Here is a 16182-nt window from a genome sequence, read left to right as displayed (position 1 = left end):
AAAGTCGCCGGATGGTAACTGGCCCGTGAGGTTGTGTCAGTTGGATTGCTGCCCTCACCCCCCGCCCTCTCCCAGAGGGAGAGGGAGCCTGACTGTATCGATGCACATGTTGTGATCAGCCGCCAAAACCTGCATCGATGCAGATCAGTCCCCTCTCCCTTGGGAGAGGGTTAGGGTGAGGGGCTGCGGCCTAAGCAACGCAGCAATTTTCAAGCCTTTTTCTTGTACGCGATGCAGTCGATCTCGACCTTGCAGTCGACCATCATGCTCGCCTGCACACAGGCCCGCGCCGGTGCGTGCTCGGGTTTGAAGTACTCACCAAACACTTTGTTGAAACTGCTGAAATCCCGTGGATCGTCCAGCCACACGCCGGCACGCACGACATCTTCCAGGCCATAACCGGCCTCTTCGAGAATCGCGATCAGGTTCTTCATGGTCTGGTGGGTCTGCTCGACGATGCCGCCAACGATAATCTCGCCATCAACCGCCGGCACCTGCCCGGAAACGTGCAGCCAGCCATCCGCTTCAACAGCGCGCGCGAAGGGACGTGGCTGGCCGCCAGCGGCGGTGCTGCCGGTGCCGTAACGAGTAATGCTCATGGGTATTTCTCCTGATTACAAAAGTGAAAAGTCAGAACCGCGTGCTTTTCAGAAACTCAGCCAGACGCGGCGATTGCGGGCGTTCGAACAAGTCCTTGGGAGGCCCCTGCTCTTCGATCCGCCCCTGATTCATGAAAACGATCTTGTCGGAAACCTCGAAGGCGAACCGCATCTCGTGGGTGACCAGCAACATGGTCATGCCGTCTTCGGCCAGACCCTTGATCACGTTGAGCACTTCGCCGACCAGCTCCGGGTCGAGCGCCGAAGTGACCTCATCGAAAAGCATCAGGCTCGGATTCATTGCGATCGCCCGGGCAATCGCCACGCGCTGTTGCTGACCACCGGACAACTGGCCGGGAAAGTGATTGCGCCGCTCCAGCAGGCCGACGCGCTCCAGCCATTTCTCGGCGAGCACTACGGCTTCGTCCTTGTGCATCTTCTTCACCTTGAGCAAGCCGAGGGTGACGTTCTGCAACGCGGTCAGATGCGGAAACAGATTGAATTGCTGGAAAGCCATGCCCGTCATCGCGCGATGCCGAGCGATGACTTTTTCCGCATGACGCACACGCTTGCCGTTGGTCTCGTCATAGCCGATGGATTCGCCGTCGAGCAGAATCTGCCCGCCCTGGAACTCTTCGAGCATGTTCACGCAACGCAGCAGCGTGGTCTTGCCCGAACCGCTGGAACCGATCAGCGTCACCACGTTGCCGCGCTGCATGCTCAGGTCGACACCTTTGAGTACTTCGACCGCGCCGTACTGTTTGTGCAGGCCACGGATATCCAGCAGGGGCTGGACGTTTTCAACGTTGGAAACTTGAGCTTCAGTCATGGCAAGGCCACCCGTTTTTCAATGTGCCGGCCGAGTAATTCGATGCCGTAGTTGATGACGAAGAACAGAAAACCGGCGAACAGGTAGAACTGCAGGGTCATGAAGTTCCGGGCGATGATCTGTTGAGTGCTGAGCAGCAATTCGGCGACGCCGATCACCGAAAGCAAAGTCGAGGCCTTAACGATTTCGGTGGACGAGTTGACCCAGGTCGGCAGGATCTGCCGCAGCGCCTGAGGCAACAGCACGTAGCCGAGGGATTGATAAAACGTCAGGCCGATGGCTTTGCCCGCTTCCATCTGCCCGCGCGGCAGCGCTTGCAACGCACCACGGACAATTTCCGCGACGTGCGAGCCGCAGAACAGTGTCAGCCCCAAGGCGCCCGCCTGAAACGCACTGATCTGCCAACCCAGCGCCGGGGCCATATAGAAGCAGGCCAGCACCAGCACAAACACCGGCGTGCCGCGAATCAGATCAACGTAAAAGCGGAACGGCGCGCGCATCCAGAACTTGCCGTAAGTCAGCACCAGACCGGCGACCACGCCAACCATCGTGCCGAGCAGAATCGCCAGGGCCGACACTTGCACGCTGGTCAGGAAACCCTGCCACAGCGGCTCGCGCGCGACCCACAATTCATGTAACCAACTGGGAGATTCGTACATCGCAGGCTCCTATCGGCGAATTGCCAGACGCTGCTCGAGGTAACGCAGCAGCAAGGCGATGAGGTAACAAGCCGCGACATACAGCGCCGTGGTCACTAGCCAGGTTTCGATCACCCGGTAGCTCTCGACGTTGATCTTGCGCGCGTAATAGGTCAGCTCCGGCACCGCAATCGCAGCGGCCAGCGAAGTGTCCTTGAACAGTGAAATGAAGTTGTTCGACAGCGCCGGCAGCACGTTGCGCAGCATCACCGGCACAGTGACGTAGGCCTTGACCTGCCATTCGCCGAGACCGATCGCCAGCCCGGCTTCGCGCTGACCTTTGGGAATGCTCAGCAAACCGCCACGAAACACTTCGGTCAGGTACGCGCCGGCATACAGCGACAACGTAATGATGAACGAGGGGATCTTGTCCAGACGGATCCCCAGGCTCGGCAGTGCAAAGTAGATCAACAGAATCAACACCAGAATCGGCGTGTTACGCACCACCGTGACGTACACCGAGGCCAGCACCCGCAAGGCGCGATGCTTTGAGAGCAAGGCAAACGCCATCAGCAGGCCGATCACGCAGCCGATGGCGATCGACACCAGTGCCAGTTCGAGGCCCAGACCGAGCCCCGCCAGCAAGGTGTCGAAATCGCGCCACACGGCGGCAAAATTCAACTGATAGTTCATGGTCAGCAGTACCTTGAGCGGGGCGACGACAATCGCCCCACTCTCACGGGATCATTTGAATTCGACTGGGAAACCGATGGCTGGCGACGGCAGATCGACGCCGAACCATTGCTTGAAGGAGGCGGCGTAGGTCGGGAACTCGACGCCAGTCATGGCTTCATGCAGCGCGGTGTTGACGAAGTTCAGCCAGTCCTGATCGCCGCGTTTCACCGCACATGCGTAGGTTTGCGGGCTCCACGCATAGGTCGGGCTGCGGTAGCGGCCAGGGTTCTGCACCATCAGGTATTTCACCGAAGACTGATCGGTGGCGGCGGCATCGGCGCGGCCGGAGTTCACTGCCTGATACATCAGGTCAACGCTGTCGTACTGATCGACCTTGGCTTTCGGTAGTGCCTGATGCACCAGTTCTTCGGCATACACGTTTTGCAGCACCGCCACGGTCACGCCGTCGCCAGCGGCTTGCAGGTCTTCGATTTCCTTGTACTTGCTGTTGTTCGGCAGCAACAGGCCAACGCCTTCGCGGTAGTACGGCAGCGTGAACGCGACTTGCTGCGCACGGCTGGCGGTCACGGTGATGAACTGGCAGCTCATGTCGACCTTGTCGGTGAGCAGGTTGGGAATTCGCGCATCGGACGACTGCACCACGAACTCGACCTTGCTCGGGTCGTTGAACAGACCTTTGGCGACGATCCGCGCGATGTCGATATCAAAACCCTGCAATTTGCCATCCGCGCCCTGGAAGTGCCACGGCGCATTGGTGCTGCCGGTGCCGACAATCAATTTGCCCCGGGCCAGCACACTGTCGAGCTTGCTGTCAGCCGCCTGGGCGGACATGCCCATGACAGCGGAAGAAGCCGCGAGAACAAAAACACACGCTTTGAACAAGGAAGGTCGGCGATGCATGGCAAGCACTCCAGGGTTGTTTTATTCCGCTATACCGGAACACGGTTTGTTACTACGGAATAGACAGCAGAAAGTGTGCCACAGGATTCGCGAGGAATCTGCACTGCAATGAAATGATTTTTGAATCAACGAGATACGTAAGATAGGCGGCGAGGTATCACCGGGCGTGGCCGCTGCCAGGCGCTACCGTTGGCAACAGAACGCGGGTAGCAGGTTCCCAATTGGGTCATTGCGCGTCGATTTGGTGCGACCTAGGTTAAGGACTGATTGTTCAACGCTTGCTGCGTTTTCATAAATATCGCCTCCCTCTCTCTTACCGATGGCTATCACTGTGACAATCAACACTTCATCCTTTACCCGGTAAACCATTCGATAACCGGCACTCCGAAGCTTGATTTTGTATGCATTGCCCAAGCCTTTGAGGCGATCCGCAGAGACATGGGGATTGAGCAGCCGCTCCGAGAGCTTTTTTTTGAACTGCTCCTTCAGACCTGAGCCCAACTTAGCCCATTCTTTCCAAGCCTTTTCTGAAAACTCCAGCTCATAGGTCATCTAATGACACCCTTATGGTCGGGTCGTTTTCTCGCTCCTTGCAAAGCGCAATCAGCTCCAGATCTTCAATGCGCGCCATCATTGCCTCGTATTCCTTTGCAGGTACGCAATAAAACGCGGGTTCATTTCGATTAAGAATCGCTACCGACCTCCCGCCACCGGCAGCCACCGTCCCCATTGGATTTTTTTTCAATTCAGAAATACTCGCGACTACATCAGAAAGAACGATATGGACCATAAGAGTGCTCTTTAAAGTGCTTTAAGTAGCGCTAAAAATAGCATCTCAAGAAGCTCACGGCTTCAATCGATTGAAGGTATCACGCGATATCCATCAGCAGTTCTGCATTACCTGTCAGCCCGCTCACGCATTTTGGTAGGAAAAAACCCGCACCTGCCAACGACACCTGTAATTTCTGACAGTAGACCCACCCCGCGTCCTCCTTTAGCGTCATCCAACCCCCGAGGTTGTTGAAAAGGAGAGTTCAATGAGCGTCGTCATTCCGAGTGAAGATCTGGCTCCGGTCTATCGCAAGGCCCTGAAAACCTGGCGCCCGGTGATCCTGTATTTCGCCAATGAGCACTGCCCGGCGTGCGAATGGGCGGGGCCGGTATTTCGCCAAACAGCTGAGCCCTATCGGCATCGCGCCAATATCTACATGCTCGACACCAGCCAATCGCCGCGCCACCCGCTGGTCACCGGCACTCCCACGGTGCTGTTCTACAAAAACGGCAAGCTGCTGAAAAAGCTCAAAGGCATCGGCACCGAAGATACTCTCGCGCGGGATTTCGCCCTGCACATCGGCAAAACCAAAGCACCGACCTCCCCGCGCAAACCAAAGCATGATCTGAGCTGGTTGCGCCGCACTTTTCGTTCCCTGTGCACCGTCCCGCGTGCACATCGATGGAACTTTTCCTGAAAGTGCCACCTAAGAGCCATCAACCGATGGCACTTTCGTTCCAAATCATCGGTAACAAACTAGCCTGAGGCCGGATTGGACAAGCTCCCATCCGGCTGCTTTCCTTTATTTCTCAGCAAGAGAACACACGTCAAAGGCGCTTTTGCCCTGGCGTTGCCATGTCCCAGGAGGGGTCAATGTCTTTCAAAGTCATGATGGTTTTCGGTACTCGTCCGGAGGCCATCAAAATGGCCCCGCTCGCTCGGGTTCTGCGTCAGTGGCCGGACATCCAACTGAACATCTGTTCTACCGGCCAGCATCGCGAGATGCTCACGCAAGTGCTCGATGCCTTCGAACTTTCGGTCGACGAAGACCTGCAAGTGATGACTCAGGGCCAGACCCTCAACGGTCTTTCGCAAAATCTGCTGGCGCAACTGGATCAAGCCTATGCACGGGTCAAGCCCGACATCGTGCTTGTCCACGGCGACACCACCACCAGCTTCATTGCCGCCCTCGCCGCCTTCAATCGGCAACTGCCCATCGGTCACGTTGAAGCAGGCCTGCGTACCGGCAATCTGCGCGCGCCCTGGCCGGAGGAAGCCAATCGGCGCCTGACCGGCGTCATCGCTGACCTGCACTTTCCGCCGACCTCGAAATCCGCCGCCAACCTGCTGCGCGAAGGCGTGCCTGAGGACAACATTGAAATCACCGGTAACACCGTCATTGATGCCTTGCTGTGGATGCGCGCGCAACAGCAGCAAACCGGTTGGCACCCGGCAGCGGATTCGCCGTTGGCCGTACTCGATGATCAGCGCAAGATGATTCTCATCACCAGCCATCGACGGGAAAACCTCGGCGACGGTTTCCGCAACATCTGTGAGGCGCTGGCCGAACTGGCCGAGCGCTATCCGCAGGTGCAATTCGTTTATCCGGTACACCTCAATCCGCTGGTGCAGGAAGTGGTGTACGGCATGCTTGCCAATAAACCGAACATCTATCTGGTTGCGCCGCAGGACTACCCGAATTTCGTCTGGCTGATGGGCCGTGCGCACTTCATCCTCACCGATTCCGGCGGTGTACAGGAAGAAGCGCCGGCGATCGGCAAACCCCTGCTGGTGCTGCGCGATGTCACTGAACGGCCATCGGTGCTGGAAAGCGGCACCATGCTGCTGGTCGGCACCGACAAGACCCGCATCGTCAAGGAAGCCGCACAACTGCTCGACGACGAAGAGACCTATACGCGCATGAGCCGTGTGCATTTCCCTTATGGCGATGGCCACGCCAGCGAATTGATTGCCACCCGCCTCCACGCCTGGCTGAGCACTCGCTCGGCGGCGGGTGAAGGGGTATGAGTCTGGGTTGGGTCGACTTTTTTGCGTATGTGCTGTTCGGTCTCAAATATGTGGCGATTGCCCTCGCCCTGCTGATGTTCGTCCTCGGTCTCGATGATCTGTTCATCGACCTCGTGTACTGGTCCCGCAAGCTGATCCGGCGCTGGCGGATCTACGAAAAATTCGACCGCGCCGATGAAGAGCGCCTGTACGCGATCCCGGAAAAACCACTGGCGATCATGGTGCCGGCATGGAATGAAGTCGGTGTGGTCGGCGAAATGGCGCGCCTGGCCGCCTCGACCATCGACTATGAGAACTACCAGATTTTTGTCGGCACCTATCCCAACGACGCCGAAACTCAAGCGGACGTCGATGCGGTCTGCCAGCACTACCCCAACGTGCACAAAGTAGTCTGCGCGCGCCCCGGCCCGACCAGCAAGGCCGACTGCCTGAACAACATCATCGACGCGATCCTGCGCTTTGAAAGCGAGGCGAAAATCCAGTTCGCCGGGTTCATCCTGCACGACGCCGAAGACGTGATTTCACCGATGGAATTGCGCCTGTTCAACTATCTGCTGCCGAACAAGGACCTGATCCAGATCCCGGTCTACCCATACGCGCCGGAGTGGAAAGGCTTCACTGCCGGCCACTATGTCGATGAGTTCGCCGAGAACCACGGCAAGGACGTCATCGTCCGCGAGGCCTTGACCGGTCAGGTGCCCAGCGCTGGCGTCGGCACCTGCTTCAGCCGCAAGGCCATCAGCGCCCTGCTCGAAGACGGCGACGGTATCGCTTTCGATGTGCAGAGTCTCACCGAGGACTACGACATCGGTTTCCGTCTCAAGCAAAAAGGCATGAAGTGCATTTTCGCCCGCTACTCGGTCAGCGATCCGAAACTGGCGCTGGAGCAACCGTGGGTGTTCGGCATGAACCGCGAGTTCTCCCAAGTGATCTGTGTCCGTGAGCATTTCCCTCGGGATTTGCAGCATGCGATCCGGCAGAAGTCGCGCTGGATTGTCGGCATCGTGTTTCAGGGCACCAAGAACCTCGGCTGGAGCCGCAAAGGTCTACTCAACTATTTCCTCTGGCGCGACCGGCGCGGCCTGATCGCCTACATGCTGAGCTTCCTCGTCAACCTGCTGTTCGTGGTCTTGATGGTGATGTGGCTGGTGACGGTGATTTCTCCCGAGTCGTGGCGCTATCCTTCAATTCTTTCCGACAGCTCTCTGCTGCCGATATTGCTTTGGCTGAACGGCTTCATGCTGCTCAACCGGCTGTTTCAGCGCGGCTGGTTCGTCACCCGTTATTACGGACTGGGCGAGGGCCTGCTGTCGGCACCACGAATGATGTGGAGCAACTTCGTCAACTTCTTCGCCAATCTGCGCGCGCTGAAACAAGTCATGGAGATGGGCGACTCCCGGCGCGTGGCGTGGGACAAGACCACCCATGAATTCCCCGCCCTGACCAAAGCCCAACGCACACCGCTGGGCCATCGTCTGGTGGAAAAAGGCCTGCTGACCGAGGAACAACTGGAAGCGGCGATCACCAGTCCGGTACGTCGACGTCTGGGACGTGAATTGTTGTTGCGCGAATACATCGACAGCACGCAACTGGTGCAGGCACTGGCCGAACAACTTGATCTGGAGTGGGCGCCGCTCAACCCATTCAAACTCGACAAACGCCTGATCGACGCCGTGCCGCGCCGTGTGGCATCGCATTATGGCGTGCTGCCGGTGGCTGAAGATGGTGAAACCCTGGTGCTGGCGTCGGAAGGTCCGGTCAGCCAGGTATCGCTCGGTGCGATCAGCCGTCAATTGAAACGCCCGGTACGCTGCCGACTGGCACCGCAGGGCCGTGTGACTTTGGGGATTCGTCACTGGTACGCCAGTCACCGACAGAATGAGGAAGTGCGTCATATGCTTGAAGTGCTTGAGCGTCATCAGGACGATGAAGCCTTGCTGGAACGCGTCAGCCGCCATCAGGTGTTGCTGGGCAATTTGCTGCAGGTACGCGGGATGGTGCCACCCACCCTGTTCAATCAGGCATTGATCGATTTCGACGCCGAAAACATGTCACTCGGCGAACATCTGATTTCCCGCGGCATGATCACCCAGGAAGTACTCGATCAGGCCCTTGCAGATCAGGCCAGCGAACAACAAGCCGCCTACCGCATCGTTCGGGAGGCTGCATGAAGCCTGTGCACCGTCACACCCTGTTGATGGGTAGCCTGCTGCTCGGCATGAGTACGGCGTATCCGCTGCACGCCGCGCCGCTGAGCGATTTCGAACAGTTCCGCAGTTACCCCTACATGGATCGCAGCTACCGCGAAGCAAAAAAGGGCAACTGGAAAGAAGTCGAACGACTGATGCGGCACTTGCTGGAAAAAGTCCCGAAAAATGACGAGGCACGCGCCCTGCTGGTGGAATCGCTGGCCAGACAACGGCGCTATGGCGACGCCGTCCAGGCGCTGCCGAACAATGACAGCGCAGCCGTGCTCGATTTACGCCTGACCTGGATCGAACAGGATCCGCCGAGCAGCACCCAGGTCGAACAATGGATGGCCACCAGCGACCTGAATGACCGCATACGTCTGTGGCAGGCCTATAGCTTGAGTCTGGCCAAGTTCGGCGGCGCGGCCAAGGCGCACGACTGGCTCGCCCAACTGTCGCCCCGAGGGGACGACAACATCCTGCGCCTGGCGCGTGCCAATTGGTCAGAGCAACTGCGCGACTGGACGGGCACCATCGAACAACTGGCGCCGCTGGCGGCGAAAAAACAACTGGATGCCGAAGGTTGGCAGCGCCTGGCCAACGCTTATGTTCAGCGTCTCGACGAAAAACCCTTGCAGCAATTGCTGCAACAGGCACCGACACCGGAAGCCGCGCGCCAAGTGCGTCTGGCGATGGTCGATCGCGCCATCGCCATCGGTCACGATCAGCAGGCACAACGCTGGTTGCAATCGTTGCCCGCCTCCGATCTGGCCGATCCGGCGCAACGCCAGCGTCTTTGGGAACTGGCACGGCAGACCGATGATGTACCCACCGTGCAACGCCTGAGCAACGATTTGCAGCGACCTTGCCTGGAAACTGCCGATTGGCTGTCGCGTCACGACCCGGAAGCCGCGCTGACGCAATTGCGCGGCTGCCAGCCAACGGATGATCCACAAAAATGGCTGGTGCTTGCCCAGCGCCTGCAAGCCACCGATCTGTTGCAAAACACTCGTTTGCCGGAGCCGTGGGACAGCCGTCGTCAGGCGCAGTTGGTGGATGTCTGGCAGGAACAGGGCGACAGCAGCAAAGTCATGGTCTGGCTGGCCGGCCAGACGCAAACGCCCGCCGTGGTCAAACGCCGCGCCGAACTGGCGCAGACCATGGGCCGGCGCACCGAAGAGCAAACCCTGTGGGAATACCATTACCGTCAGACCGGCAACCTGGCGTCGCTGAATCAGGCGAGTTTCCTCGCACTCAATAGCGGCGACCGCCAACACGCACAGCAACTGCTGGAAACCGCTTATGACCGCCATGACGGACGTCTGCCCGGCGCCGCGCTGCAACGACTGGCCGGTCTGTATGCTTCATCCAGCGATATCACGGCACAGCAACAACGGCGTATGGCGTCGCTGCTCGGGCATGTCGACGGCGCCACTCGCGGTCAACTGCTCGCGCAGCTCGCGGAAAAAGGTCAGTGCGATGTCGTGCAACAAGCCGTCGGTGACCACCCGCAAACCATCGGCGACTATCGCGCCCTTGGCCGCTGTGCGATGCCCGATCGTCCGGGCGAAGCCGTGGTTTATTACCAGCAGGCAGAAAAGCTCGGTGACCGCAGCAGTCGTTTGCCGTTGGCCTACGCGCTGGAAGCCGCTGGCGATTCCACCGCTGCATTGGCCATCTGGCGCAGCATTCCCGCGGCGCAACTCAGCGACAACGCCCGCCTGACCGTGAGTCGCAGCGCGCTGAACGCGGGCGACAATCAAGCTGCCGAACGTTTCTGGCAGCAAAGCAGCACACGCGGCGCCAATGAATGGGCATTGGGTGCGGCAGTCGCCGATGCTCGCGGCGACCATGCACAAGCGTTGCAACGACAACGTCAGGCCCTGCAAACAGCCCCGGATGCCGGGCATTTCTACGCGGCCTCGGTCACGGCACAGAAAGCCGGCGATCTTGCGCAAAGCAATGCATGGCTGGCCGAAGCCGTGCGGCGTGAGCCGGGCAATCCGCGTTATCGCGCCGATTACGGCATGCGCCTTGCGGGCGCCGCCACCCGTGAACAACGCGCCACAGCCATCCCTTATCTGCAGCAGGCTACCCGCGACTTCCCCGAGGATTATCACCTCGGCGAAACCCTCGCCTGGCGTTATGACGAGGTCGAGGACAGCGCTTCGGCGCGCAAAGAACTGCGCCGCGTCATCGATCTCGAACAGAACCCGGTGGCTGCCGACGATGAAGATGGCAGCATGGAAGCCCGGCGTTATCGTCAGCGGCGCGCCCATGAAGCCTTGTCTCGCCGGGACAACTTCACCATCGCCAGCACCTGGTCACCGGCCGGCGTATCGACCAACGACTTCCTGCGCAATGACAAAAGCCAAGGCTCGAATCGCAGCCCGAACTCGCAAAACGTCCAGGTTGCGATGTGGGATCACGCCCTCGGTGAAGAACCGAGTCGCGCCGGCAGTTCGTTGTCGGTCTACGGCCGTGTGCTGCTGGGTGGTCAGAGCCGCTCCAGTTACGCCGAATCCGTCGCGGCGGGCGTCGGTCTGCGCTACAAGCCGTGGGGCACGCAGAACATCAACTTCTATGGCGAGATCTACAAACAGAGCCAGTTCGATGACCAGGACAATCATGGCCTCAGCCTTGGCCAGTTGATCAATCCGGACAAGCTCTCGGATCAACTCGACGATCATCGTCAGGACGGTCACACCACCACCGACTACCTGTTGCGCGCCACTGCATCGTTTCTCGATCAGGGCAAATACCGCAACGACTGGCGCGTCGACGAAAGCGACTGGGATGAACGCTTCCTCTACCTCGATGCCGCATGGTGGACCAAGGTCGGCGATCATCAGTGGCTGTCGCGGTTCCAGCAAGGGCATACATGGAAGCTGCCGTTCAACGGTGCGCAGACGATCATGCCGTATGGCTTTCTTGAGTTTGCCAGCCAGGATCCAAGCAACGACTGGCGGCAGGATCTGCGCACCGGGGTCGGTTTGCGCTGGCAATGGTGGTACGACGATGACCGCTATAACGCCTACCGCTCGAAGCTGACAGTGCGAACCGAGTATCAACAGGCGCTGGGCGGCAATCTGTATGAAGGTGGCAATGGTGTGCTGCTGGGCGTGGAGTGGAATTTCTGATGGCTCGATGGATGCTGTTTGTCTGCCTGCTGCTGGGCACTGTGGTCGCGCGAGGCGATGAGCGCGTGTTCTATCAACCGTTGAATGTCGATGCGGGTCTCACTCAGGCGCAGTGGCTACGGATATGGCAAGACACGGCGAAACAAGGCACGCGTACGCTGATCGTACAGTGGACCGCTTACGGCGACTCAGACTTCGGCGGCGCTAGCGGCTGGCTCGCCAACAGTCTGCAACTGGCACAACAACAAGGACTGCAACTGGTACTCGGGTTGAAGATGGATCCGGCCTATTACCAGCGTATCGACGAACTGGACAGCGCCGGTCTCGCTAAATACTGGCAAGCGCAACTGGGCCAATCGCTGGCGCAGCAGCAGAAGCTGCGCGAGGACTGGAAGCTGCCGGTGAGTGGCTGGTATCTGCCGCTGGAGCTGGATGACTTGCACTTCCTCGCGGCGGATCGCCGGGCAACGCTGCAACGTCAGCTCAAAGGCCTCGCCGGCAAACTCGACGCACCGCTGCACGTCAGTGCATTCAGCGCCGGCAAGCTCGCGCCGAACATCAACGCGCAATGGCTGGGCGAGTTGAGCGCTGCGGGCGTTCAGGTCTGGTGGCAGGATGGCGCCGGTACCGGCCGCTTGTCGCCCGTGGTGCGCAGCAGCTATGCCAGCGAACTGCCCTGCTCCGTCGGTATCGTGCGAGAAGCGTTCCGCCAGGTCAGTGGTGACGGCCAGCCGTTCCACGCCGAGCCTGCCGCCCCGGATGTGACGTCGAGCGGTTGTCACGCCAGCGCGGTGTTTTCTCTGCGCTATCGCCCGTGGGGCCGGGTGATTCTCGACAACCAGCGCAAGGCCGGCAATGTACAAAATCATTGAAGACGAGGTCCTGAAAAAAACCGCGCCCGCTGAATTGCGGGCCGAGTTTGTCCAGCACGAATTCGAGCGCCTGCATTCCTTCAGCCTGTTGATCTTTATCGTCAGCATCGCCATGTGGCTGATCTTCGACTTGATCGTCAGTCTCCTTGGCGGTCAGGGATTCACCTGGCGATCAATGCTATTCGTGGCGTTTTTCTCTGTGCTGACCATGGTGTTGTGGTTTACCCGCCAGGCCCGACATTTCGATGTTCTGGCGGTGTTGCTGGTAGTGGGCCTGACCGTGGGTATTCGATTGATCGTCAGCGGCTTGCCCCCGGCCGTACACAGCTCCTGGCTGGTGCTCGCTGCGGCCGCCATGCTCTACAGTTTCTCGGTACTGCCGCTGAGTCGCCGGGCATTCTTTATCGTGCAGTTCCTGATCTGGCTGCTGCTCAACCCGTTTATCAACACCACCACCAGCCTGCTTGAACTCAGGGGCGTACTGACCGCCTGCTACAGCGTGTTTCTCTGTGCGTTGACGATTTACACGTTCCTCAAGCTGCGCGAAGCCAAACTGTACAACTACATCATGTCCAGGCTGCTGCTGGATCAGGCCTACAACGACACGCTGACGGAAATCCCCAATCGTCGATCGTTCATGACCCTCGCGGAAAAACACCTGCGGGCAGAGCCTCGCGTGCATGACCACTACCTGTTGATGATCGACATCGACAACTTCAAGAAGGTCAACGATACCTATGGCCACGACATCGGCGATGAGGTGCTGAAACGCATCGCTGCCGATATCAAAAAGGTCATGCAGCAGTTCGATTACGCACGCCTGGGTGGCGAGGAGTTTGCAATTTATCTGGCGGGAGTGCAGCGCGAGGAGGTTGCAGCGCTGGTGGGCGAATTGTGCCGCGTGGTGCGGGAGCAACCGACCCGGTATCCGGTGACGATCAGTATCGGCGTGACCCGGGTGGAAGACGACGATTCGCTGACGCAGGCGCTGGTCAAGGCAGATGCGGCGTTGTATGAGTCAAAGCATACGGGCAAGGATCGCTACACTTTTCACAAGTAAACTGTGTATCGGCAGATAGATTGCCATCGCTGGCAAGCCAGCTCCCACAGGGTTTTCAGGTGTACACAAATTCAATGATCTCACCCGGAACATGTGGGAGCTGCTCCCACAAGATTGATGGTGTACCCAAAATCGATGGGCACCCGATAAACCTGTGGGAGCTGGCTTGCCCGCGATACGGCCGGAACAGGCGCCGTGATCTTTAAGCGGTATCACGCTCCAACAACACCCGTGTCACGCGTCGCTCTTCAACCGCTTTCACAGTCATCCGCCAGCCTTCGTGCACCAGTCGATCGCCGATCACCGGCAAACGATCCAGCAGGCTCATGACCAGCCCGGCCATGGTTTGATAATCCTCGGTCGGCTCGGCGCCAAACCCGGTGCGCTGACGAACCCGCGCCAGGTTCAATGCGCCGCTGACCAGAAACCCGCCCTGCTCCTCGACGACATCCGGGCCTTCGATTTCGCTGGCATCAGGCAACTCGCCGGCGATCGATTCGAGAATGTCGGTCATGGTCAATACACCGACAAAATCGCCAAACTCGTTGACCACAAAGGCAATGTGCGTCGAGGCCGCGCGCATCTGTTCCAGCGCGTTGAGGATCGAATAGCTGTCGAGCAGGTTGATGGTCTTGCGCGCCAGATGTTCCAGGTTCGGCTCGGTGCCGGCCAGATACTCCTTGAGCAACTCCTTCTTGTGCACGAAACCCAACGGCTCATCCACCGCACCGTCACGAATCAACGGCAGACGCGAGTACGACGAATGCATCAGCTTCGTACGAATTGTCTCAGCGTCGTCGGCCAGATCAATCCAGTCGACATCGGCGCGTACTGTCATCAGGTTACGAATCGGTCGTTCGGCCAGTTGCAGTACACCGCTGATCATCACCCGCTCGCGACGATCAAACAGCTCCGCATTCGGCGCTTCACCGTCGTCGAGCAGATCGGAAAGCTCCTCACCGACCTCTTCCACCGCCAGTTTGCGACCACCGAGCAAACGCATTACCGCGTGTGCCGTGCGTTCACGCATCGGACGCAGGCCTTGCATCGAACGCTTGCGACGGGCGCGGGCGATCTGGTTGAACACCTCGATCAGGATCGAGAAACCGATCGCCGCGTACAAGTAGCCTTTCGGAATGTGGAACCCCAGACCTTCAGCCGTCAGGGCAAAACCGATCATCATCAAAAAGCCCAGGCACAGCATGATCACCGTCGGGTGCGCATTGACGAAGCGCGTCAACGGCTTGCTGGCGACGATCATCAGGCCGATGGAAATGATCACCGCGATCATCATCACCGCGAGCTCATCAACCATGCCCACAGCGGTAATCACTGCGTCCAGCGAGAACACCGCGTCGAGCACGACGATCTGCGCGACAATCGGCCAGAACAACGCATAAGAGGTATTGCTCGAGCGCTCGCCGACATGCCCTTCAAGGCGCTCATGCAGCTCCATGGTCGCTTTGAACAACAGGAACACGCCACCGAACAGCATGATCAGGTCACGGCCGGAGAAGCTCTTGTCGAAGATTTCGAACAACGGCTGCGTGAGGGTGACCAGCCAGGAAATACTCGCCAACAGGCCCAGGCGCATGATCAGCGCCAAAGACAGGCCGATGATGCGCGCGCGATCACGTTGATGCGGCGGCAGTTTGTCGGCGAGGATTGCGATGAACACCAGGTTGTCGATGCCCAGCACCAGTTCCAGCACGATCAGAGTCAACAAGCCTAACCAGGCTGTGGGATCCGCTAACCATTCCATAAAACGTCTCGATCTCTCTTCAGTGAATTCAGGCTGCCGGACACGGCAAAGCGCAACGCGAAGGCTCAGGAGCCGCGTTATCAACGATAGTCGGGTGTCGGAAAACTGGATGCTGCGAGTGCGTCAAGACCGCGCCATGGCGCGAAAAGGAGGTTCTCTGTGGCAGAGACGGGGGAGGCTCCGAGAGGGTGTTCATGTAATTCCTGAATGAAAAATGGCCTTGAAGCCTACAGGCTCAGGCCACTTTTCCTACAGCAACAAATCATTTCAAAATCTGTACTACAACCCGAAGTCAGTGCTTGAAAGACTTCAATACCCTTTCCGCATTGGCGTTACAGCCCATACCGTCCGGTCGGCTGCGAATGTCGTCGATCACCGCCAATAGTTGCTCTCTGCTTTGTGCCAGATGCAACTGCATCGCCTCGATCTGCTCGACTTTGCGGCTCAGGCTCGACACCAGGTCGTCTTCATTGAACTCCCCGGTCAGCGGGTCTGGCAGCAGCAATTTAAGCTCATCGAGACTGAAACCCGCCTGTTGTGCACGCTGAATGATGTTCAGGGTTTGCAGCACTTGCGGCGGATAGCGCCGATAACCGTTGCCCTGCCGCTCGACCTTGGGGATCAGGCCCTGCGCTTCATAAAAGCGAATGCGCGAAGCGCTCAGCCCACTCATCTGCGCCAATTCACCAATTTTCAT

General features: G+C 58.8%; 14 protein-coding genes and 1 pseudogene. 6 read left to right on the top strand and 9 right to left on the bottom strand.

Translation table 11 applies throughout. From position 1 onward, the window contains the following. Positions 1-209: 209 nt before the first annotated feature. The 7 genes and pseudogenes from ACIPZE_RS00995 to ACIPZE_RS00965 all read right to left on the bottom strand — a co-directional run bounded on the left by ACIPZE_RS00995 (position 210) and on the right by ACIPZE_RS00965 (position 4452). Complete coding sequence (locus tag ACIPZE_RS00995; protein WP_007912330.1) at positions 210-599, bottom strand: RidA family protein; 390 nt, start codon at positions 597-599, stop codon at positions 210-212. A gap of 31 nt (positions 600-630) precedes the next feature. Continuing rightward, on the bottom strand, positions 631-1428 hold the full coding sequence (locus ACIPZE_RS00990) for an amino acid ABC transporter ATP-binding protein (RefSeq protein WP_283436353.1): 798 nt from the start codon (positions 1426-1428) through the stop codon (positions 631-633). Then, positions 1425-2087, bottom strand: a complete 663-nt coding sequence (locus ACIPZE_RS00985) for an amino acid ABC transporter permease (protein ID WP_129394116.1) — start codon at positions 2085-2087, stop codon at positions 1425-1427. The genes ACIPZE_RS00990 and ACIPZE_RS00985 overlap by 4 nt, the downstream gene beginning before the upstream one ends. 9 nt (positions 2088-2096) lie before the next feature. Continuing rightward, positions 2097-2759 (bottom strand): amino acid ABC transporter permease, encoded by a 663-nt coding sequence (locus ACIPZE_RS00980; protein WP_129394118.1) that lies wholly within the window; start codon positions 2757-2759, stop codon positions 2097-2099. Positions 2760-2810: 51 nt separating this feature from the next. Beyond that, entirely contained in the window at positions 2811-3662 is an 852-nt protein-coding gene (locus tag ACIPZE_RS00975) for a transporter substrate-binding domain-containing protein (protein WP_283436352.1), read from the bottom strand. Positions 3663-3944: 282 nt separating this feature from the next. After that, positions 3945-4214: pseudogene (locus ACIPZE_RS00970) on the bottom strand (type II toxin-antitoxin system RelE/ParE family toxin); the annotation flags it as partial. Next, complete coding sequence (locus ACIPZE_RS00965) at positions 4204-4452, bottom strand: type II toxin-antitoxin system Phd/YefM family antitoxin (protein ID WP_283436351.1); 249 nt, start codon at positions 4450-4452, stop codon at positions 4204-4206. The pseudogene ACIPZE_RS00970 and the gene ACIPZE_RS00965, both read right to left, overlap by 11 nt. 247 nt (positions 4453-4699) lie before the next feature. Here ACIPZE_RS00965 and ACIPZE_RS00960 point away from each other — a divergent pair, with 247 nt between their 5' ends. The 6 genes from ACIPZE_RS00960 (at position 4700) to ACIPZE_RS00935 (ending at position 13723) form a co-directional block, all read left to right on the top strand. Beyond that, on the top strand, positions 4700-5131 hold the full coding sequence (locus ACIPZE_RS00960; protein ID WP_283436350.1) for a thioredoxin family protein: 432 nt from the start codon (positions 4700-4702) through the stop codon (positions 5129-5131). 176 nt (positions 5132-5307) lie between these two features. Further along, the gene (gene wecB / locus ACIPZE_RS00955) at positions 5308-6462 is read left to right on the top strand and encodes a non-hydrolyzing UDP-N-acetylglucosamine 2-epimerase (RefSeq protein ID WP_283436349.1); all 1155 of its coding nucleotides are present in this window, start codon (positions 5308-5310) and stop codon (positions 6460-6462) included. Further along, on the top strand, positions 6459-8633 hold the full coding sequence (gene nrfB, locus ACIPZE_RS00950; protein ID WP_129394127.1) for a cyclic di-3',5'-guanylate-activated glycosyltransferase NrfB: 2175 nt from the start codon (positions 6459-6461) through the stop codon (positions 8631-8633). Before wecB ends, nrfB begins: the two co-directional genes overlap by 4 nt. After that, positions 8630-11791 carry a phage receptor gene (locus tag ACIPZE_RS00945; RefSeq protein ID WP_400770623.1) on the top strand — a complete coding sequence of 1054 codons (3162 nt, stop codon included), beginning with the start codon at positions 8630-8632 and terminating at the stop codon, positions 11789-11791. Before nrfB ends, ACIPZE_RS00945 begins: the two co-directional genes overlap by 4 nt. Beyond that, positions 11791-12663, top strand: a complete 873-nt coding sequence (locus ACIPZE_RS00940; RefSeq protein ID WP_283436347.1) for a DUF4434 family protein — start codon at positions 11791-11793, stop codon at positions 12661-12663. Before ACIPZE_RS00945 ends, ACIPZE_RS00940 begins: the two co-directional genes overlap by 1 nt. Further along, the gene (locus ACIPZE_RS00935; RefSeq protein ID WP_400770621.1) at positions 12647-13723 is read left to right on the top strand and encodes a diguanylate cyclase; all 1077 of its coding nucleotides are present in this window, start codon (positions 12647-12649) and stop codon (positions 13721-13723) included. The genes ACIPZE_RS00940 and ACIPZE_RS00935 overlap by 17 nt, the downstream gene beginning before the upstream one ends. Positions 13724-13925: 202 nt before the next feature. Here the strand turns inward: ACIPZE_RS00935 and ACIPZE_RS00930 are convergent, their stop codons facing one another. Both ACIPZE_RS00930 and ACIPZE_RS00925 read right to left on the bottom strand, forming a co-directional pair. Further along, positions 13926-15485, bottom strand: a complete 1560-nt coding sequence (locus tag ACIPZE_RS00930) for a transporter associated domain-containing protein (protein ID WP_400770619.1) — start codon at positions 15483-15485, stop codon at positions 13926-13928. A 292-nt stretch (positions 15486-15777) separates the two neighbouring features. After that, positions 15778-16182: a MerR family transcriptional regulator gene (locus ACIPZE_RS00925; protein ID WP_283436345.1), complete on the bottom strand. Its 405-nt coding sequence runs from the start codon at positions 16180-16182 to the stop codon at positions 15778-15780.

Source organism: Pseudomonas sp. NPDC089741, from assembly GCF_044748825.1.
Taxonomy (GTDB): domain Bacteria; phylum Pseudomonadota; class Gammaproteobacteria; order Pseudomonadales; family Pseudomonadaceae; genus Aquipseudomonas; species Aquipseudomonas helmanticensis.
The sequence above is the reverse complement of the archived record's forward strand: the minus strand, read 5'-3'. Positions and strand labels throughout refer to the sequence as shown.